Raw genomic sequence first — 17,482 nt, 5'->3', positions numbered from 1 at the left:
GCTACAATTGCGCTATTAAACCACTTTTATCTCAATGATCAAATGACTTCAGCACAATCTTCAAACACAAACTTCTCTGAAACCGACTTCAATTTACTTGAAGATTCTGAGGATGCAGATAACCATACTTCTGATACAACTGCAACACGTTTATCGTTGCAAGTTCAGCTAGATGAAACCTATCTGGGACAACGTATCGATCAGGTAGCAGCTTTGGTGTGGAGCGAGTTTTCACGTGAAAAGCTCAAGCAATGGTTGAAGGATGGCCATCTGTTGGTGAATGGTAACATTGTCAAGCCTAAGCACCGTTGTGAAGGAACAGAGCTACTTACGCTTGAAGTAGAGCTCGAAGCCCAGACGACGAGTCAACCTGAAAATATTCCACTTAATATTGTCTATGAAGACGATGATATTTTAGTCATTAATAAGCCAGTAGGCATGGTGGTACATCCAGGAGCAGGCAATAGTTCTGGAACTTTAGTGAATGCTTTGCTTTACCATTTCCCAAAATTGGCAGAACTTTCGCGCGCTGGTTTAGTACACCGTATTGATAAAGATACCAGCGGTTTACTGGTTGTCGCTAAAAGCCTAGAAGCTCAATTTTCTTTAAGTAAACAGTTGGCAAATAAAACGGTTTACCGTGTATATGATTTGGTTGTTTATGGAAATATTATTGCTGGCGGTACGATTGATGAACCAATCAAACGCCACCCAGTTGACCGTGTGAAAATGGCAATTTTACCGGGTGGGCGAGATGCGGTAACTCACTACAATGTAAAAGAACGCTTTAAAGATTTTACTCGTGTACAAGCTCGTCTTGAAACAGGACGAACACATCAGATCCGTGTGCATTTTAGTTATATTGGTTACGGTTTGATTGGCGATCAGGTTTATATGAACCGTGTACGTGTGCCAGCTGGTGCATCTGAATTGCTCATTGAAACTTTACGTGGTTTTAAACGTCAAGCATTGCATGCAGCTAAATTAGGCTTGAAACACCCTCGTACTGGTGAAGAAATGCTGTTTGAAGCGCCGTGGCCTGAAGACTTTACACATTTAGTAAATGTGTTACGTTCAGAAAACGCTGCATATTAAGGACGTGCATATGGAATTTGTTCAAGGTTTACCTCAAGGCGTATTTGTAGGGCAGACACGTGTTCAACATCCTTTGGCATTACCAACGGATCAACTTGAATTATCTGGCTTTAATTTAGCTTTACATGTCAAAGATGAGGCACAACGTGTTCAACAGCATCGAATGATATTGTTAGATGAGTTTGCGAAATTTGGTGTTAAAAAAATGACATGGATGACTCAAACGCATAGTACGATTTGCCATACTGTAAACGAACAAATTCCTTTTAAAGCTTTAATTGGCGATGGTTTGGTCACCCAAACAAAAGGCCATGCTTTAATGATGATGACGGCTGATTGCTTACCTGTCGTGTTGGGAAATGCTGAAGTCAGTGAAGTTGCTAATTTGCATGCTGGTTGGCGTGGTTTGGCTGGTGGCATTATTGAAAATACAGTGGCCGCTATGCAGAATCCTCCAACTTGGGCATGGTTAGGGGCTGCAATCAGCCAACCTTGTTTTGAAATTGGGGCTGAAGTAAAAACTGCTTTTTGTGATAAATATCCAGAGTTGGAAACAGCCTTTGTTGAGGGCGTGGCTCCAAATAAATTTCATGCAGACTTATATGCCATTGCTCGCTTTATTTTGCAAAGTCTAGGTGTGCAACAAGTCTTAGGTGGAGATCAATGTTCTTATCAACAGGGTGATGAGTATTTTTCTTATCGTCGTGATGCGAAGACAGGACGTATGGCTACGTTTGTTTTTATGTAAGTTTTGATAACTTCCTTAAATGACTCTCTTATTTTATATTTATTAAAAATAGGAGAGTTTTTTATTTAATTTGAAAATATTTCTATAGTATGCGGTAGTGAAAGCCTTATATTTCATATTTATAGATGAAGGTTTAGCAAGCGTTAATAAAATGATAAAATAGAAAAAATCGCTCAAAATTTTAAACTTATGTCTTTGCCTGAAAAACATCTCTCTATTGTCTACCACAGTCCATATGGTCATACCGCGAAGGTAGCTTCCGCTATTGCTGCTGGTGCAGAGGTGATGGGTGTAAAAGTACATTTAATGAATATTGAACATATTGATTGGGATGCACTTGATGCATCGCACGGTATTATTTTTGGTTCGCCTACCTATATGGGGAGTATGACCGCTGACTTTAAAAAGTTTATGGACAGTACTTCTAAACGTTGGAAAGAGCGTTTGTGGCAAGGCAAGCTTGCAGCTGGCTTTGCAAACTCAGGTGGTCTAAGCGGCGATAAATTAGCGGTATTACAACAATTAAATATTTTTGCGATGCAACATGGCATGCTTTGGTCAGGTTTACCTTTAATGACGACTGGGCATAGTGAAAAAGATTTAAACCGATTATCGAGTTGTTTAGGTTTAATGACACAGTCAGATAATGCACCTGTTGAAATTACTCCTCCACAAGGCGATTTAGATACTGCAAAATGGTTTGGCGAATATATTGCTGGACTCTTATATAGATTAAATTAATAAATTCCGCGACATAAAAAAGCCTCTAAAAAGAGGCTTTTTATTTAATTACTTATGAAATATACGAGCTTTATCACGCTGCCAATCGCGATCTTTTTCAGTCGCACGTTTGTCGTGAAGTTGTTTACCTTTCACAAGCGCGATTTCAAGTTTAACCAAGTGACCTTTCCAGTAACATGCTAAAGGAACACATGAGTAACCTTTTTGGTTAACTGAACCTGTTAGCTTTTCTAGTTCTCGGCGTGATAATAATAATTTACGTGTACGTGTAGCTTCAGGTACTACATGAGTAGATGCTGAAAGGAGCGGTTGAATTTGTGCACCAAATAAAAACGCTTCACCATTCTTAAAAATGACATAACTTTCTGTCAAACTCATGCGACCAGCACGTAAAGACTTTACTTCCCAGCCGAGTAAAGACATACCAGCTTCAAATTTTTCTTCGATAAAATAATCATGGCGGGCACGTTTGTTTTGTGCGATGGTTCCGCCATTATGTTTTTTCACTACTGTCGCTTTCGCCATAATTCAAACTTCCACAATTATGCCTATTGTGCCGTAAACTGATGCTAAGGTGAAGTTTTTCCTGCACGTCAATATTTCGCCTGATGTATAACTTTTGCTAAAATAGGTTCACAATACAATTAGAGTACTAGCGGATGTCTAAAACGCGTGTAATTTATCCTGGAACATTTGACCCCATCACGAATGGACACGTTGATTTAGTTACTAGAGCATCAAGAATGTTTGATGAGGTTGTAGTAGCAATTGCAATTGGACATCATAAAAACCCTTTGTTCAGTCTAGAAGAGAGAGTTGAACTGGCCCAAACATCACTCAGCCATTTATCAAATGTTGAATTTGTAGGCTTTGATGGTTTGCTTGTTAATTTTTTCAAAGAGCAAAAGGCAACAGCAGTACTTCGTGGTTTAAGAGCAGTTTCTGATTTTGAATATGAATTTCAACTTGCCAATATGAACCGTCAACTTGACCCACATTTTGAAGCAGTATTTTTAACACCATCTGAGCAGTATTCATTTATTTCTTCGACATTGATTCGGGAAATTGCTCGTTTAAAAGGGGATGTAACCAAGTTTGTTCCGCAAGCTGTGGTTGAGGCTTTTGAACGTAAACATCAACAAGGTTGGTAAAGTGTCGTTATATATCACCGATGAATGCATAAACTGTGATGTTTGTGAACCAGTTTGCCCAAATGAAGCTATTTTCATGGGTGAAGTAATTTATGAAATTCATCCAGATTTATGCACTGAATGCGTTGGTCATCATGACCAGCCGCAATGTCAGTTATTTTGTCCAGTGGACTGTATTCCTAAAGATCCGCAGCATGTGGAGACGGAAGATGAGCTATTCGACAAATATAAAAAATTAATTGCTCAAAAAAGCACAAGCAATTAGTAAATAAATTTGTTAATATGCGCCCCTGAAGTGAGCTGGATGGTCGCTGCTGTGGAGGTCTTCGTGACTGAAGCAGGGGAGGAAAGTCCGGGCTTCATAGGGCAGGGTGCCAGGTAACGCCTGGGCGGTGAAAGCCGACGGAAAGTGCAGCAGAGAGTAGACCGCCTCATTCGTGAGGTAAGGGTGAAAGGGTGCGGTAAGAGCGCACCGCGTGTCTGGTAACAGTTCACGGCATGGTAAACCCCACCAGAAGCAAGACCAAATAGGAATCCTGAGGTACGGCCCGTACTGGATTCGGGTAGGTCGCTTGAGCGTATGAGTGATTGTACGCCTAGAGGAATGACCATCCTCGACAGAACCCGGCTTATAGGCTCACTTCACCTCATTTTATTTAAAATTTTTCTTGACGTGCGTTAAAGAAGTTAAGATAATGCGCGCACAGTTTTCGGCTATGTAGCTCAGTTGGTTAGAGCACCGCACTCATAATGCGGGGGTCACAAGTTCAAGTCTCGTCATAGCCACCATTTTATAGACCACGCTCCTGCGTGGTCTTTTTTTATGCTCATTTTTTGATTAAACACAGTTTGTAAAGACCGACTTTATAGTTATGGCATTGTTTGTCTAGATCAATTTCTTCATGTTCTTATAACACTTAACAAGGATGTTGAAGACATGAAAAGGTCATTATTATTTTTAGGAATTTTAAGTTTAACGGCGGGAGTTCAAGTTTCTGCGGCTGATTTAAGTTGGGGTGATCCAACTTTGGATTCGGGACAGTTTAAAGTTTCTGGCGCAGTACGTTCTCGTTATTTGCATAAAGATTATGTGGTTGATGCAAATGAAGGTTCTCAAAATGATGACTGGCGATTAACTGATATTAAATTAGTGCTAGGTTATGAAAATCCAGATTGGATTGCAGGTGCGGATGCCCGTTGTTATCAATATGATCGCTTATGTGATGCGATTTTTCTAAAAAAAGCTTGGGTAGGTTATAAATTATCTGATCAGCAGAGAATCATGGCAGGTTTGCAACCCATTGATTTTGGTTTTGGCGAATTTTGGGGAAGTAGTTATTACGAAACACTTTTAAATACAGTTGGTTTAGAAGATATTGATAATCTGGGGATTAAATATAAATTTGCAGATGATAAATACAATTTGACCTTAGGTTTCTATCCAACTGATGGAGGAAACTATAAGGGAACGTCAAAAGACTCAAGTAGATACAGCGGTAATTTCGTTGAAGCTGATGACTTGATGGTAGGAACCAACATTGAAGAAAAGAATATGTGGATTGCGCGAGCCTCTAGAAAATTTGAACTTGATAAAGTTCAAAAATTTTCGACCGAGTTAGGAGGTTCAGTCTGGTATTCTGATTTAGAAAATAAAAGAACAGATGAAGATGGTCACCGCAAATCATGGAATGTATTTGCTCAAACGCAATATCAAGCATGGCAATGGATGTTCTTAGCAGGTAAGCAAGATGTCACTAATGGCGATAATTTATTGCCAAATAGCTCAACAATTGGAGCATTTGATTACCCGTATCAAGTCGCTAACAAAGGCAAATATCTGGTCAATGAAATTAACTATACCTTTGCTCAGCCATTCCACAAACTTGAAAATATTAAACCTTATATCTCTCATAGCCGCTTTTTCAAAGATGAGGATGGATATAAAGACTCTGAACGCTTAATTGCAGGGGTTTATTTTAATTACAAAGCCATTGGTATTCAGGGTGAATACATTATGAGTAAAAATGATCCAATGGTTGGTGGTGGGGCTGATGGCCTTGCACAAGGTAGCAGTAATGATTGGGATAAACTGTTCTATCTTTCAATTGGATATTATTTCTAAAATTTAAAAGTAAACGATTGCCCTAAGTGAATAGGCCTCACTTAGGGCTTTTTTTCATAGAAAGACTTTTTCAGGTGGTGGTTCTCTTTTAACTGCCGGAGAAATGAGTTGTCCTCGGTTTAGGTTTTGAACATGCTGTAAACGATTGAGCAATTCGTTTTGAATAAACAAAATACAGGTTTGTAATTTAGATGAGCTTTTGAGCCGTGATGGATAAACTGCCCAAACATCAGCATCTTGCCAATATTCAGGCAAAATGTGTTGGAGTTGACCTGTAATTAATTCATCTGCAACATCCCAAATTGATCGGAAAATAATCCCGTGGCCTTCTATGGCAAGTTGATGAATAATTTCGCCGTTATTCGAAACAAAACGTGGTTTGATATGCACTGAGACATCTTCAGAAGCATGCCTAAATTTCCATAGCACAGACGATTGATCACGCTCACTAATCGTCAAACAATCATGTGTTTGCAAATCCTCAATGCTGTCTGGTACACCGTGTTTAAGTAAATAACTCGGTGAAGCGCACAAAATTCGAAAATTAGAAGCTAACTTCTTCGCAATCATATTTGGCGCAATTTCATTACCAATTCTAATATCCAAATCAATACTGTGTTGAATCAGGTCTTTGGTATTGTCGATGGTGTCAAAATGAATCTGAAGTTTTGGGTAGAGCATCATTAATTTAGACAAAATTGGTGCAATATGCTTTCTGCCAAAACCAAAACTACTAATAATATCCATACGACCTGTGGGCGTACTGAGCGGGTTATTGACTAGTTCACAGACTTCATCAAATTCTTCAAGAATATTTGAAACTCTCTCAAGGATGAGTTTGCCATCTTCCGTCAGGCTAACATGACGTGTACTGCGATGAAAAAGTTTGCAGCTTAAGGTGTTTTCTAAAATATTAATTCGCTTGCTAATGAAAGCTGGCGATGTTCCGAGTTCCTCAGCAGATTCGACAAAACTTTTTAGTTTGGCGACTGTGCAAAAAACCTTTAAATCCGATAGGTTAGGTAGATTATTCACGATCCGTGTCCATTGGAGTGATAGTTCTGTTGTTGATCATTTTTGCTTAAAACATCATGTTTAAGCCATACAAGGATATTAGTCGAAGGTGTGAAGGAAGCTTATGGCAAAAAGATATAAAGTTGCCACGATTGCAGGCGATGGCATTGGTTTAGAAGTTCTACCAGAAGGCATTAAGGTTGTAAAGGCAGCAGCAGAGAAGCATGGTATTGAGCTTCAGTTAGATGCTTTCGATTGGGCAAGCTGCGATTACTACCTTGAGCACGGCAAAATGATGCCAGATGACTGGTTTGAAACTTTGCAGGGCTACGATGCAATTTATTTTGGCGCTGTAGGCTGGCCAGATAAAGTACCTGACCATATTTCGCTTTGGGGTTCGCTGCTCCAGTTCCGTCGTGGTTTTGACCAATATGTGAATTTACGTCCAGTGCGCTTAATGCCGGGTGTTAAATGTCCCTTAGTAGGTAAAAAACCGGGCGATATCGACTTCTACGTAGTCCGTGAAAACAGTGAAGGTGAATATTCAGCCATTGGTGGTAAGGCTTTTGAAGGAACAGATCGAGAGTTTGTTTTACAAGAAGCCGTATTTACACGTCATGGTGTAGATCGCATTTTGCGTTATGCATTTGAGTTTGCAAATCAGCGAGATGCGAAAAAAATTACCGCAGCGACCAAGTCAAATGGTATTGCCGTTAGCATGCCGTATTGGGATGAACGCGTTGATGCGATGGCAAAACAATATCCACAAATTCAGGCCGATAAACAGCACGTTGATATTTTAGCAGCTCGTTTTGTTTTACAACCTGAGCGTTTTGATGTGGTTGTTGCATCGAATTTATTCGGTGACATTCTTTCCGATTTAGGTCCTGCATGTACAGGAACCATTGGTTTGGCAGCTTCTGCAAATTTAAACCCGGAAAGAAAATTTCCATCATTGTTTGAACCTGTACATGGTTCAGCACCAGATATTTACGGTAAACAAATTGCCAACCCAATCGCTGCGATTTGGTCGGGTGCCATGATGTTCGAATTCTTTGGCGAAGATGATGAACGCTGCATTCAAGCAGGTCAGGACATTATGCAGGCGATTGAGAATGTATTAATTAATGGGCCAAAGACAGCCGATATCGGCGGTCAGGCAAAAACTTATGAGGTAGGAGATGCAATTGCATCGTGTGTAGCCCAAATTAAAATGGACGTGTTCGCTATGGAATAACGCCATCCAAAAATGGATGTATGGATATGGATAATCAAAACACAAAAATTTATACGGATAAAGTTCTTGCCGTAACCAGTTTACTGTTTGTATTTATTTCAGTTGCTGGTTTGGCGATTTATTCGCAAGAGTCGATAAAGATTGCTGCAACATGGATGCAGTGGACGACATCGGTATTTACAACCCCTGTATTACTGTTTGCTTTTTTAGCCATTATTTTTACTTTTGGTCTAGCTTTTAGTAAATACGGCAAAATCAAACTAGGTGAAGGAAAGCCTCAATACACCACGATGTCATGGATTTTTATGTTCATCTTGTCAGGTATTGGATCTTCTACACTGTACTGGGGCTTCTTGGACTGGGCTTACTATTATCAAACTCCGGGTTTGAGCTTACCGCCTGAGTCAGCAGAAGCATTGAAATATAGCGTGGCTTACTCGTTTTTTCACTCAGGTTTAAGTGCATGGGCAATTTATGCTTTGGCATCAATTTCTTTGTGCTACAGCTACCATGTTAGAAAAAACAAAGGCTTAAGTTTGGCTTCAGTGATTGAAGCGGTAACAGGTTTTAAATCAACAGGTGTGGTTGGGCGTTTAGTCGACTTAATGTTCTTGCTTTGCATGTTTGGTGCATTAACGATTTCGCTTGTACTCACTGCCGTGACATTTACCAATATTTTGTCTCAGCTCACAGGTATCCCAAATACCTTTATGACCAAAGTCATCATTATTTTGGGTGTTTCGGTTCTATTTGCACTCAGTTCGTATGTAGGTATGGATAAGGGCATGCAACGTTTAAGTCACATGGTGTGTTTAGGCGTGGTGCTATTTGCAATTTATGTACTTTGCTTTGGTCCAACTCAATTCATTTTGAATAATTCATTAATGAGTTTCGGGTTAATGGCTACCAACTTTGTTGATATGAGTTTGTTTACCGACCCAATGGGTGACGGCAAGTTTACTCGTGAATGGACTGTTTTCTACTGGTTATGGTGGATTTCATATGCACCGGGTGTGGCACTCTTTGTAACGCGTGTTTCTAAAGGCCGTACTATTAAAGAAGTGATCTTTGCCATGGTGATTGGCGGCAGTGTTGGTCTTTGGTTTATCTTTGGTGTGTTTGAAAACTACAGTGTTTATAGCTTTATTCATGGGGCTGTAAATGTACCGCAAATCTTAAGCCAACAGGGTGGTGAGGTTGCAATTGGTCAATTGCTCAGCCTATTACCTGCTGGAAAGCTGATGATGTGGATTTTCCTCGGCATTATGGTGGTGTTCTTGGCAGCACATATGGATGCGGTTGGGTATGCGGTTTCAGCAACATGTACACGCGGTTTAAGTGAAGGGCAAGATCCATCGCCAAACGCACGTCTGTTCTGGTGTGTCATGCTGACTTTGGTTCCAATTGCCATGATCTTTAGTAAGGCACCTTTAGACACAATGAAAACAGCAACTATTGTGACGGCTTTACCATTCATTGTGATTATTCTGATTCAAACCTATGGTTTAGTGAAATGGTTGATTCAGGATTATGCCAAAGTCCCATCACATTTAATTGAGCAACAAGGTTATGATGATGCGGAAATTGGTTTAAACCAGACTCAAGATGAACATGCAAAACGGATGCAGCTTGAGCTTGCAAGCTCAATCAAACTGGACAGAAAAACCAGCTAGAGGGAACGGTAATGACTACATGTGAACAGACCACGTATGCCTTAAGTGAAGAAATGCAAAGCCTTGTGTATTGGAGCAGCATTTATTCACCAGCAGATGCAGATATTGACTCAGTCCGCGCGGCCTATGACGCGATGTGTCGACACTACACTTTGCCTCGTGATGGCAAGATTGAAGTCGAAGATAGAGTTGTTGCAAATGCAGAGCATCCTGTACCTGTTCGCATCTATTCACCAAAAACTAAACGACCTGAAGCTGGTTGGCCGTGTGTGTTGTATTTACATGGTGGCGGTTGGATGGTGGGTGGCCTCGATTCACATGAGTTTATTACCAGTTATTTATGTCAGGACTTAAATGCAGTTGTCATTGGTGTGGATTACCGCATGGCACCAGAGCATCGCTTTCCGGCAGCTTTTGAAGATTGTTTAGCAGTTTATCAATGGCTTAAAGAGCATGGTTCTGATTGGCAGATTGATAGCGGAAATATCGTTCTAGCAGGCGATAGCGCAGGCGGTAACTTAGCAGCAGCCCTTGCAGTGCATCTACAGCATAGTGGTTTACAAGCTCAAGGTCTGGCTTTGGTTTATCCGTGTTTAACTACAGCGCTTGATACACCAGCCGCACAAAAGCATGCCCATGCGCCGTTACTCACAACGGAAGATATGCATTTTTATTTAAAGGAATATGCACCTAATCCACAAAATTGGCAGGATGTACGTCTAGCACCTTTATTGGCAATGGATTTTTCAGATATGCCTGCAAGTTTTGTCGCAGTTGCAGAGTATGACCCTTTAAGTGATGACGGTTATTTCCTTACCCAAAAATTGGAACAAGCAGGTATCCCTAACGAGTTCCATTTAGGCAAAGGTTTATTACATGGCAGTTTACGTCTGATGCGTGACTGTCCTGAAGTTCAACAGTTATATCAAAACATGCTGAGTGCGATACGTCGCATGTTTGGCAGTGTCGAAAAGACATCAATTTAATATCGAGTCATTTGGACGAAAAGAATTTAATGGAGTAATAACATGAGTGCAGTTGAAAAATTACCTGAAGATTTTTGCGCAAACCCAGATGTTGCATGGACTTTTCCTAAAGTTTTCTATACTTCATCGCAAGTTTTTGAGCATGAGAAAGAAGCAATCTTTGCTAAAAGCTGGATTTGTGTTGCACATGGCAGTGAATTGGCACAACCGAATGACTATATTACCCGTAAAGTAATTGGTGAAAATATTGTCATCATTCGTGGTAAAGATAGTGTTTTACGTGCGTTTTATAATGTGTGTCCGCACCGTGGTCACGAGCTTTTAAGTGGCAGTGGTAAAGCAAAAAATGTAATTACTTGCCCATATCATGCTTGGACTTTTAAGCTAGATGGTAGCTTAGCTTTGGCACGTAACTGTGATCATGTTGAATCTTTCGATAAAGAAAACTCAAGCATGGTGCCTTTAAAAGTTGAGGAATATGCAGGATTTGTTTTCATTAATATGGATGAAAATGCGACTTGTGTAGAAGACCAGCTTCCGGAATTTGCTGAGCGTTTAAATCAAGCATGTAGCGTAATTAAAGATTTGAAACTGGCGGCACGTTTCGTGACAGAAACGCCAGCAAACTGGAAAGTGATTGTTGATAACTATCTAGAGTGCTATCACTGTGGACCGGCGCATCCAGGTTTTGCTGACTCCGTACAAGTTGATAAATATTGGCATACAACACATCAAAACTGGACATTGCAATATGGCTTTGCACGTTCATCTGAGAAGTCATTCAAGCTTGATCCATCAGTAACAGATCCTGAGTTTCATGGTTTCTGGACTTGGCCTTGCACGATGTTCAACGTGCCACCAGGCAGCAACTTCATGACAGTTATCTATGAATTCCCTGTTGATGCAGAAACGACTTTGCAGCATTACGATATTTACTTCACGAACGAAGAGCTCACTCAAGATCAGAAAGATTTGATTGAGTGGTATCGTAATGTATTCCGTCCTGAAGATTTGAACTTGGTCGAAAGCGTACAACGTGGTTTGAAATCACGTGGTTATCGAGGTCAAGGCCGTATCATGACGGATAAACAACGCTCAGGAATTAGTGAGCATGGTATTGCTTACTTCCAACATTTAGTGGCGCAGCATCATAAATAAAACAAATGGATTTATTCAGGTGTAAAGATGACTTACACCTGATTCTTCAGTTAGGAAGATGATATGTCGAGTTTACAAAGCACAGAATTATTTCAGCAACAAGCCTATATTAACGGGCAATGGCTAGCTGCACAGTCAAATGCAACAGTTCCAGTGACTAACCCTGCAACAGGCGAAGAAATTGGCACAATTCCAAATATGGGAGCGGCTGAGGCGACTCAAGCAGTTGAGGCTGCTTATACGGCTTTACAAAGTTGGAAAGCTTTAACTGCCCAAAACCGTGCAGATATTTTATTGGCTTGGTACAAACTGGTTCTCGAACATACCGATGAACTTGCTTTAATTATGACCATTGAACAAGGCAAACCTTTGGCAGAAGCGAAAGGTGAGGTGCGTTATGCTGCATCATTTATTCAATGGTTTGCCGAAGAAGGCAAGCGTATTTATGGTGATGTGATTCCAACGGTAAATAATCAGCAACGTTTTATTATTAGTAAAGAACCTGTGGGGGTTGTGGCTGCAATCACGCCGTGGAACTTCCCAATTGCCATGATTACCCGTAAAGCAGCACCAGCTTTAGCAGCTGGATGTACGATAGTGATTAAGCCAGCGAATGAAACGCCTTACTGTGCTTTAGCAATTGTGAAGCTTGCAGAAAAAGCAGGTATTCCAGCTGGTGTAATTAATGTTGTTACCGGTAAATCTCAAGAAATTGGTTCTGTATTTACTTCGCATGAAAAAGTGAAGAAATTGACTTTTACTGGCTCAACTCCAGTGGGTCGTTTACTGATGCAGCAGTGTTCAAGCACTATTAAAAAGTTAGCGCTTGAGTTGGGCGGAAATGCACCTCTGATTGTATTTGATGACGCCGATTTGGATAAAGCTGTACAAGGTGCGATTTTTGCCAAGTTCCGTAATGCAGGCCAGACCTGTGTTTGTGCTAACCGCATTTATGTACACGACAATATTTATCAAGCTTTTGCCGAGAAGTTTGTACAAGAAGTACAAAAGTTTAAAGTCGGTAATGGACTTGAAGATGGTGTACAAATTGGTCCATTAATTAATGAAAAAGCAGTTTTGAAAGCACAGCAGTTGATTGATGATGCAGTGAGCAAAGGCGCTAAAATTGCTTGCGGCGGTAAACAGCATGTTTTAGGGCAAACCTTTTATGAACCATCAGTTTTAACGAACGTTGACCGTACAATGGAAATTGTCCAAGAAGAAATTTTTGGTCCAGTTGCGCCGCTTATTCGCTTTACAGATGAAGCAGACGTCGTTTCTCAAGCAAATGACACGATCTTTGGTTTGGCTGCTTATGTGTATAGTGAAAATATTTCACGTTTATGGCGAGTATCAGAACAGCTTGAATATGGAATGGTCGGCATGAATGCCACAGCAATTTCAAATGAAGTCGTGCCTTTCGGCGGTGTGAAGCAATCAGGTGTTGGGCGTGAAGGCTCAAAGTATGGTCTTGAAGAATTCATGACTATTAAATACATGTGTTTAGGGCTTTAAGGATAAGCCCTAACAACAAGAATATGCAGTAAAAGAAGGATTCTAATATGGCTAGTCATTATGAAATGTTCCCGGCGGTTGTTACTCGTGTGGAGCAGCTAACCCCTTTAATCAAACGGTTTACGTTCAAACGTCAAGATGGGCAGAACTTTCCTCGATTTAGTGGGGGAAGCCATATTATTGTCAAAATGAATGAACAGCTTTCAAATGCATATTCATTGATGAGTTGTACACAAGACCTATCGACTTACCAAGTCTGCGTTCGTAAAGATGTGGAAGGTAAGGGTGGTTCAGTGTTTATGCATGATCAGTGTAATGAAGGCTGTGAAATTCAGATTTCAGAACCAAAAAATTTATTTCCATTAGCCGAAACAGGCAATAAACATATTTTAATTGCAGGTGGAATTGGCATTACACCATTCTTGCCTCAAATGGATGAGCTTGCGGCACGCGGTGCTGAGTTTGAGCTACATTATGCTTATCGTTCGCCTGAACATGCGGCTTTGTTAGATGAGTTAAAGCAGAAACATGCCGAGCATGTATTTAGCTATGTTGACTCAGAAGGTTGCTCATTGAAGCTGGATGAATTGATTTCATCACAACCTAAAGGCACACACGTGTATGTCTGTGGGCCGAAACCCATGATTGATGCTGTGATTGATTGCTGTAATAAGTATCGTTATCGCGATGAGTACATTCACTGGGAACAATTCGCTTCAACAGTTCCTGAAGATGGGGAAGCATTTACGGTTGTACTTGCCAAGTCTAATCAGGAAATTGAAGTACAAAGTAATCAGACGATTTTACAAGCTATTGAAACATTAAATATTGATGTGGAATGCTTATGTCGCGAAGGCGTATGCGGTACATGTGAAACTGCTATTTTAGAAGGTGAAGCAGATCACTTTGATCAATACTTAAGTGATGCAGAAAAGGTTTCACAGAAGAGCATGATGATTTGTGTGTCGAGAGCTAAAGGTAAAAAACTAGTATTAGATCTTTAATATATTTCTGTGGCCGATCAATTGTTTAAAGCAAAAAAATGCTAAAAAAAGAACAAATAATGATGAACTGAATCTTATTTGTTCAATTGATGGGCATTAAGGGTTTTTACCTATTGACCTGCTATACAGAACTATAGATAATGCGCACACAGTTTACGGCTATGTAGCTCAGTTGGTTAGAGCACCGCACTCATAATGCGGGGGTCACAAGTTCAAGTCTCGTCATAGCCACCATTTTAAAAACCACGCTCCTGCGTGGTTTCTTTTTATCTATTTTTTACTCATTAAAATGTTTTTCAATCATATCGAGTGTTTTTGAGCTTTGATAAAAGGGGGCTAAAAGCGCTTGAAGTAAAGGTTCTAAAATACCGTGCTCATTAAAGGCATCTATAACCTTCGGATAAAAACGCAAAGCTTCGGTTTGTAAGTCGCTTTCAGTTAATCCAATCTCACTTAATACTTCAAATAAACTTTGGTCTTTATAAAAATCATAAAAAACTTCCACGCCATACAAAATCAGGTCTTGCATAAATTGTGACTGGCGTAATTCTTTCCAGTATTCATAGATTAGAACAAAGAATTCTTCTACATCGAGAGGAGTGAGCTGTTTCATAAATTCATACATTTTTTTATATCTAATATCTTCCCAAACATGACGTACTAGACTTTCTAAATCTTCACTCGATAAAAGACTTAATTCTGTAAGTTGCTCATGAATAAAACTAGCAATCCAAGTTTCAAGTTTATGCTCAAGGCGTTGCTGCTGTAAAAAAGAGAATTTTTTGAGCTTATGTTGCCATTCAAAATGGTAGTCATCGACTCTAGATGCTGTTAGAAATTTTGGTAATTTTTGTTCTAAAGTTGAGGTTGCAATGTATTGGCAAAGTTGTTGTACAGAAGGACTAGTTCTTAAAAACTGGTTGAGATAATGAGGAATATGCTCCATTTCTAAAAATTTAGAAAGCCACATTTCAAATTGGTGGTCAGAGACCAAGTCTTGTAACTGAATTGGAGACTTCATCGCAGATAAATAAATACGCTGCGCGATTTCCCCAATAAACTCAAGTAAACCAGCACCTAGCTGCATTTCAAAAGCATAGCGTTTCACAACGGCCTGTAGTTGTTCTAAATCAACAACCTCATGGAGCTTGATTTCATCAGCATGTTGCATAAACAGTTGAATAAACTGCTGGAAATAAATAGGTGAGTTTTCTATAGATAATTGTTTTTTGAAAAACTCCACTTGCTCAAGCAAAAGTGCTTGAGCAAGTGCTGTAGTTTTTGATGAGTTTTTCTGCTCAGTCATTCGCTGTCCAACCGTTGACAATCGGATAACGTCGTTCGCGACTAAATGCGCGAGAGGTAATTCTCGGGCCAATCGCACCTTGACGACGTTTGTATTCATTACGATCAACTAAACGGATGACTTTTTCAACAACTTCTTTATCAAAACCTTTGGCAATAATATCGGCCTGACCTAAATCTTCTTCAATGTATGCGTAAAGGATGGCATCTAATACATCATATGCTGGTAAAGAGTCTTGGTCTTTTTGATCTGGGCGAAGTTCTGCTGAAGGTGGGCGGGTAATCACACGCTCAGGAATCACAGGAGTTTCGCTTAAGCTGTTACGGTATTTTGCTAATTCAAACACGATAGTTTTATAAACATCTTTTAGAACAGCAAAGCCACCAACCATATCGCCATAAAGCGTACAGTAGCCAACTGAAAGTTCAGATTTATTCCCTGTAGCAAGGACTAAATTACCAAACTTGTTTGATAAGCCCATAAGCAATGTACCACGAGCACGCGCTTGTAAATTTTCTTCAGTTGCGTCAGCTGGTGAATTACCAAAGAAAGGATACAAGGTTTGCATGAAGCTATTTACGATTGAGTGAATTTCAGCAATACCAAAAGTTACACCCATACGGCGAGCTTGTTCAGCCGCATCTTCTACACTAATTTGAGAAGTGTAGGTATAAGGCATCATTACAGCTTGTACTTTTTCTGCACCGATTGCATCAACAGCAATTGCGAGTGTGAGGGCAGAGTCGATACCACCAGAAAGACCCAAAATCACACCTGGGAAGTCTGAGCGCTCTACATAGTCACGAGTTGCCATGACTAAACCTTGATAGATCTCTGCAAATGTTTCTAATGCAGGAGCAGATTCAGTGACTTTATATAACTTTGTATCACGGTCAAATTCAGCAATATAAATGTCTTCTTTAAAGCTTGGAGCTTGTAAAGCAATTTCACCATTTTGATTGCTGACAAAACTTGTGCCATCAAAAATTAAATCGTCTTGTCCGCCCACTTGGTTAACGTAAACAATATTTAGATGAAGTTGTTTTGCAAGTTCACTTAAGGTCTGTATACGGTGTTGTGGTTTGCCGACTTCATATGGTGATGAGTTGAGTACAAGAACTGTATCAACATTTAATTGGCTCAACTGTTTAACCGTATTAATTGACCAGATATCTTCACAAATTAATACACCAAACTTATGCCCAAGATATTCAAAAACTAAGTGCTGATGGCCTTTTTGGAAATAGCGTTTTTCATCAAAGACGCCATAGTTTGGTAAATTATGTTTATTAAAAACACCCAAAACTTGACCGTCTTTCATGACAGCAGCAGAATTATAACGTTGACCATCTTCTGTCTGGTTTACAAATCCGAAAACCATAACAATATCTTTAACTTCGGCAAGTTGTGCAAAAGCCTTTTGCATACGTTTATTTAAATTTGGACGTAACAATAGATCTTCAGCTGGATAACCAATAACAGAAAGCTCGGGAAAAATAATCAGGTCAGCGTCTTGTTTTTTCGCCTGATTTACTTGCTCAATCATCTTTTGGGTGTTTGAGTCAATATTGCCAATATGCGGAGAAAACTGAGCAAGGGCAACTTTAAAACTTTTCATTCAAACCTAATCCTAGATCATAACGAATATAGATACACACAGTGTTGATTTTTATGGATATAATTTTTCAACGATGTGTATGATACGATAGTAAACAATTAAAATAGTAAACAA

The 17,482-nt window shown here is 39.8% G+C and carries 16 protein-coding genes, 2 tRNA genes and 1 other RNA gene; 15 read left to right on the top strand and 4 right to left on the bottom strand.

Annotation, left to right across the window (positions count from 1 at the left end; translation table 11 throughout):
• Positions 1-42: 42 nt before the first annotated feature.
• The 3 genes from rluD to AAC388_RS14210 all read left to right on the top strand — a co-directional run bounded on the left by rluD (position 43) and on the right by AAC388_RS14210 (position 2,584).
• Positions 43-1,095 (top strand): 23S rRNA pseudouridine(1911/1915/1917) synthase RluD, encoded by a 1,053-nt coding sequence (gene rluD / locus AAC388_RS14220; protein WP_005075271.1) that lies wholly within the window; start codon positions 43-45, stop codon positions 1,093-1,095.
• A 10-nt stretch (positions 1,096-1,105) separates the two neighbouring features.
• A complete protein-coding gene (pgeF, locus tag AAC388_RS14215; RefSeq protein WP_206217308.1) occupies positions 1,106-1,843 on the top strand; it encodes a peptidoglycan editing factor PgeF in 738 nt (245 codons plus the stop codon).
• Between the two features lie 189 nt (positions 1,844-2,032).
• The gene (locus tag AAC388_RS14210) at positions 2,033-2,584 is read left to right on the top strand and encodes a flavodoxin family protein (protein WP_005075275.1); all 552 of its coding nucleotides are present in this window, start codon (positions 2,033-2,035) and stop codon (positions 2,582-2,584) included.
• Positions 2,585-2,632: 48 nt separating this feature from the next.
• Here the strand turns inward: AAC388_RS14210 and smpB are convergent, their stop codons facing one another.
• Positions 2,633-3,109 carry an SsrA-binding protein SmpB gene (gene smpB, locus AAC388_RS14205; RefSeq protein ID WP_002120348.1) on the bottom strand — a complete coding sequence of 159 codons (477 nt, stop codon included), beginning with the start codon at positions 3,107-3,109 and terminating at the stop codon, positions 2,633-2,635.
• A gap of 134 nt (positions 3,110-3,243) precedes the next feature.
• Here smpB and coaD point away from each other — a divergent pair, with 134 nt between their 5' ends.
• The 5 genes from coaD (at position 3,244) to AAC388_RS14180 (ending at position 5,857) form a co-directional block, all read left to right on the top strand.
• A complete protein-coding gene (coaD, locus tag AAC388_RS14200) occupies positions 3,244-3,735 on the top strand; it encodes a pantetheine-phosphate adenylyltransferase (RefSeq protein ID WP_005070938.1) in 492 nt (163 codons plus the stop codon).
• Between the two features lies 1 nt (position 3,736).
• Entirely contained in the window at positions 3,737-4,000 is a 264-nt protein-coding gene (locus AAC388_RS14195) for a YfhL family 4Fe-4S dicluster ferredoxin (RefSeq protein ID WP_005070936.1), read from the top strand.
• Between the two features lie 27 nt (positions 4,001-4,027).
• Positions 4,028-4,383: RNase P RNA component class A (rnpB, locus tag AAC388_RS14190), an RNA gene on the top strand.
• Positions 4,384-4,447: 64 nt separating this feature from the next.
• Positions 4,448-4,524: transfer RNA gene (locus tag AAC388_RS14185), tRNA-Met, on the top strand.
• A gap of 148 nt (positions 4,525-4,672) precedes the next feature.
• Positions 4,673-5,857 (top strand): porin, encoded by a 1,185-nt coding sequence (locus tag AAC388_RS14180; RefSeq protein ID WP_342370835.1) that lies wholly within the window; start codon positions 4,673-4,675, stop codon positions 5,855-5,857.
• 54 nt (positions 5,858-5,911) lie between these two features.
• Here AAC388_RS14180 and AAC388_RS14175 read toward each other — a convergent pair whose 3' ends face one another.
• On the bottom strand, positions 5,912-6,892 hold the full coding sequence (locus AAC388_RS14175) for a LysR family transcriptional regulator (RefSeq protein WP_014205958.1): 981 nt from the start codon (positions 6,890-6,892) through the stop codon (positions 5,912-5,914).
• 103 nt (positions 6,893-6,995) lie between these two features.
• Here AAC388_RS14175 and AAC388_RS14170 point away from each other — a divergent pair, with 103 nt between their 5' ends.
• From AAC388_RS14170 to AAC388_RS14140, 7 genes are all read left to right on the top strand, one after another.
• Positions 6,996-8,108 carry a tartrate dehydrogenase gene (locus AAC388_RS14170; protein WP_005803190.1) on the top strand — a complete coding sequence of 371 codons (1,113 nt, stop codon included), beginning with the start codon at positions 6,996-6,998 and terminating at the stop codon, positions 8,106-8,108.
• A 20-nt stretch (positions 8,109-8,128) separates the two neighbouring features.
• Positions 8,129-9,781 carry a BCCT family carnitine transporter gene (locus AAC388_RS14165; protein WP_080749776.1) on the top strand — a complete coding sequence of 551 codons (1,653 nt, stop codon included), beginning with the start codon at positions 8,129-8,131 and terminating at the stop codon, positions 9,779-9,781.
• An 11-nt stretch (positions 9,782-9,792) separates the two neighbouring features.
• Positions 9,793-10,767 (top strand): alpha/beta hydrolase, encoded by a 975-nt coding sequence (locus AAC388_RS14160; RefSeq protein ID WP_342370834.1) that lies wholly within the window; start codon positions 9,793-9,795, stop codon positions 10,765-10,767.
• A 42-nt stretch (positions 10,768-10,809) separates the two neighbouring features.
• Positions 10,810-11,925 (top strand): carnitine monooxygenase subunit alpha, encoded by a 1,116-nt coding sequence (cntA, locus tag AAC388_RS14155; protein WP_002120432.1) that lies wholly within the window; start codon positions 10,810-10,812, stop codon positions 11,923-11,925.
• A gap of 63 nt (positions 11,926-11,988) precedes the next feature.
• Positions 11,989-13,440, top strand: coding sequence for an NAD-dependent succinate-semialdehyde dehydrogenase (locus AAC388_RS14150; protein ID WP_342370833.1), 1,452 nt, complete (start codon positions 11,989-11,991; stop codon positions 13,438-13,440).
• 47 nt (positions 13,441-13,487) lie between these two features.
• Positions 13,488-14,444, top strand: coding sequence for a carnitine monooxygenase, reductase subunit CntB (gene cntB / locus AAC388_RS14145; RefSeq protein WP_342370832.1), 957 nt, complete (start codon positions 13,488-13,490; stop codon positions 14,442-14,444).
• Positions 14,445-14,601: 157 nt separating this feature from the next.
• A tRNA-Met gene (locus tag AAC388_RS14140) sits at positions 14,602-14,678 on the top strand.
• Between the two features lie 43 nt (positions 14,679-14,721).
• Here the strand turns inward: AAC388_RS14140 and AAC388_RS14135 are convergent.
• Both AAC388_RS14135 and AAC388_RS14130 read right to left on the bottom strand, forming a co-directional pair.
• Positions 14,722-15,750, bottom strand: a complete 1,029-nt coding sequence (locus tag AAC388_RS14135) for a hypothetical protein (protein ID WP_202724696.1) — start codon at positions 15,748-15,750, stop codon at positions 14,722-14,724.
• A complete protein-coding gene (locus tag AAC388_RS14130; RefSeq protein WP_342370831.1) occupies positions 15,743-17,368 on the bottom strand; it encodes an NAD+ synthase in 1,626 nt (541 codons plus the stop codon). Before AAC388_RS14130 ends, AAC388_RS14135 begins: the two co-directional genes overlap by 8 nt.
• Between the last annotated feature and the right edge of the window lie 114 nt (positions 17,369-17,482).

This window comes from Acinetobacter sp. D009, assembly GCF_038562025.1.
GTDB classification, from domain to species: Bacteria; Pseudomonadota; Gammaproteobacteria; order Pseudomonadales; family Moraxellaceae; genus Acinetobacter; species Acinetobacter pittii.
This window is presented reverse-complemented; position numbering and strand designations above follow the sequence as displayed.

Excerpts from the sequence above, each read along its gene's own strand:
- rluD (WP_005075271.1), top strand. The coding sequence starts at position 43 with ATGACTTCAGCACAATCTTCAAACACAAACTTCTCTGAAACCGACTTC.
- pgeF (WP_206217308.1), top strand. The coding sequence starts at position 1,106 with ATGGAATTTGTTCAAGGTTTACCTCAAGGCGTATTTGTAGGGCAGACA.
- AAC388_RS14210 (WP_005075275.1), top strand. The coding sequence starts at position 2,033 with ATGTCTTTGCCTGAAAAACATCTCTCTATTGTCTACCACAGTCCATAT.
- smpB (WP_002120348.1), bottom strand. The coding sequence starts at position 3,109 with ATGGCGAAAGCGACAGTAGTGAAAAAACATAATGGCGGAACCATCGCA.
- coaD (WP_005070938.1), top strand. The coding sequence starts at position 3,244 with ATGTCTAAAACGCGTGTAATTTATCCTGGAACATTTGACCCCATCACG.
- AAC388_RS14180 (WP_342370835.1), top strand. The coding sequence starts at position 4,673 with ATGAAAAGGTCATTATTATTTTTAGGAATTTTAAGTTTAACGGCGGGA.
- AAC388_RS14170 (WP_005803190.1), top strand. The coding sequence starts at position 6,996 with ATGGCAAAAAGATATAAAGTTGCCACGATTGCAGGCGATGGCATTGGT.
- AAC388_RS14165 (WP_080749776.1), top strand. The coding sequence starts at position 8,129 with ATGGATATGGATAATCAAAACACAAAAATTTATACGGATAAAGTTCTT.
- AAC388_RS14160 (WP_342370834.1), top strand. The coding sequence starts at position 9,793 with ATGACTACATGTGAACAGACCACGTATGCCTTAAGTGAAGAAATGCAA.
- cntA (WP_002120432.1), top strand. The coding sequence starts at position 10,810 with ATGAGTGCAGTTGAAAAATTACCTGAAGATTTTTGCGCAAACCCAGAT.
- AAC388_RS14150 (WP_342370833.1), top strand. The coding sequence starts at position 11,989 with ATGTCGAGTTTACAAAGCACAGAATTATTTCAGCAACAAGCCTATATT.
- cntB (WP_342370832.1), top strand. The coding sequence starts at position 13,488 with ATGGCTAGTCATTATGAAATGTTCCCGGCGGTTGTTACTCGTGTGGAG.
- AAC388_RS14135 (WP_202724696.1), bottom strand. The coding sequence starts at position 15,750 with ATGACTGAGCAGAAAAACTCATCAAAAACTACAGCACTTGCTCAAGCA.
- AAC388_RS14130 (WP_342370831.1), bottom strand. The coding sequence starts at position 17,368 with ATGAAAAGTTTTAAAGTTGCCCTTGCTCAGTTTTCTCCGCATATTGGC.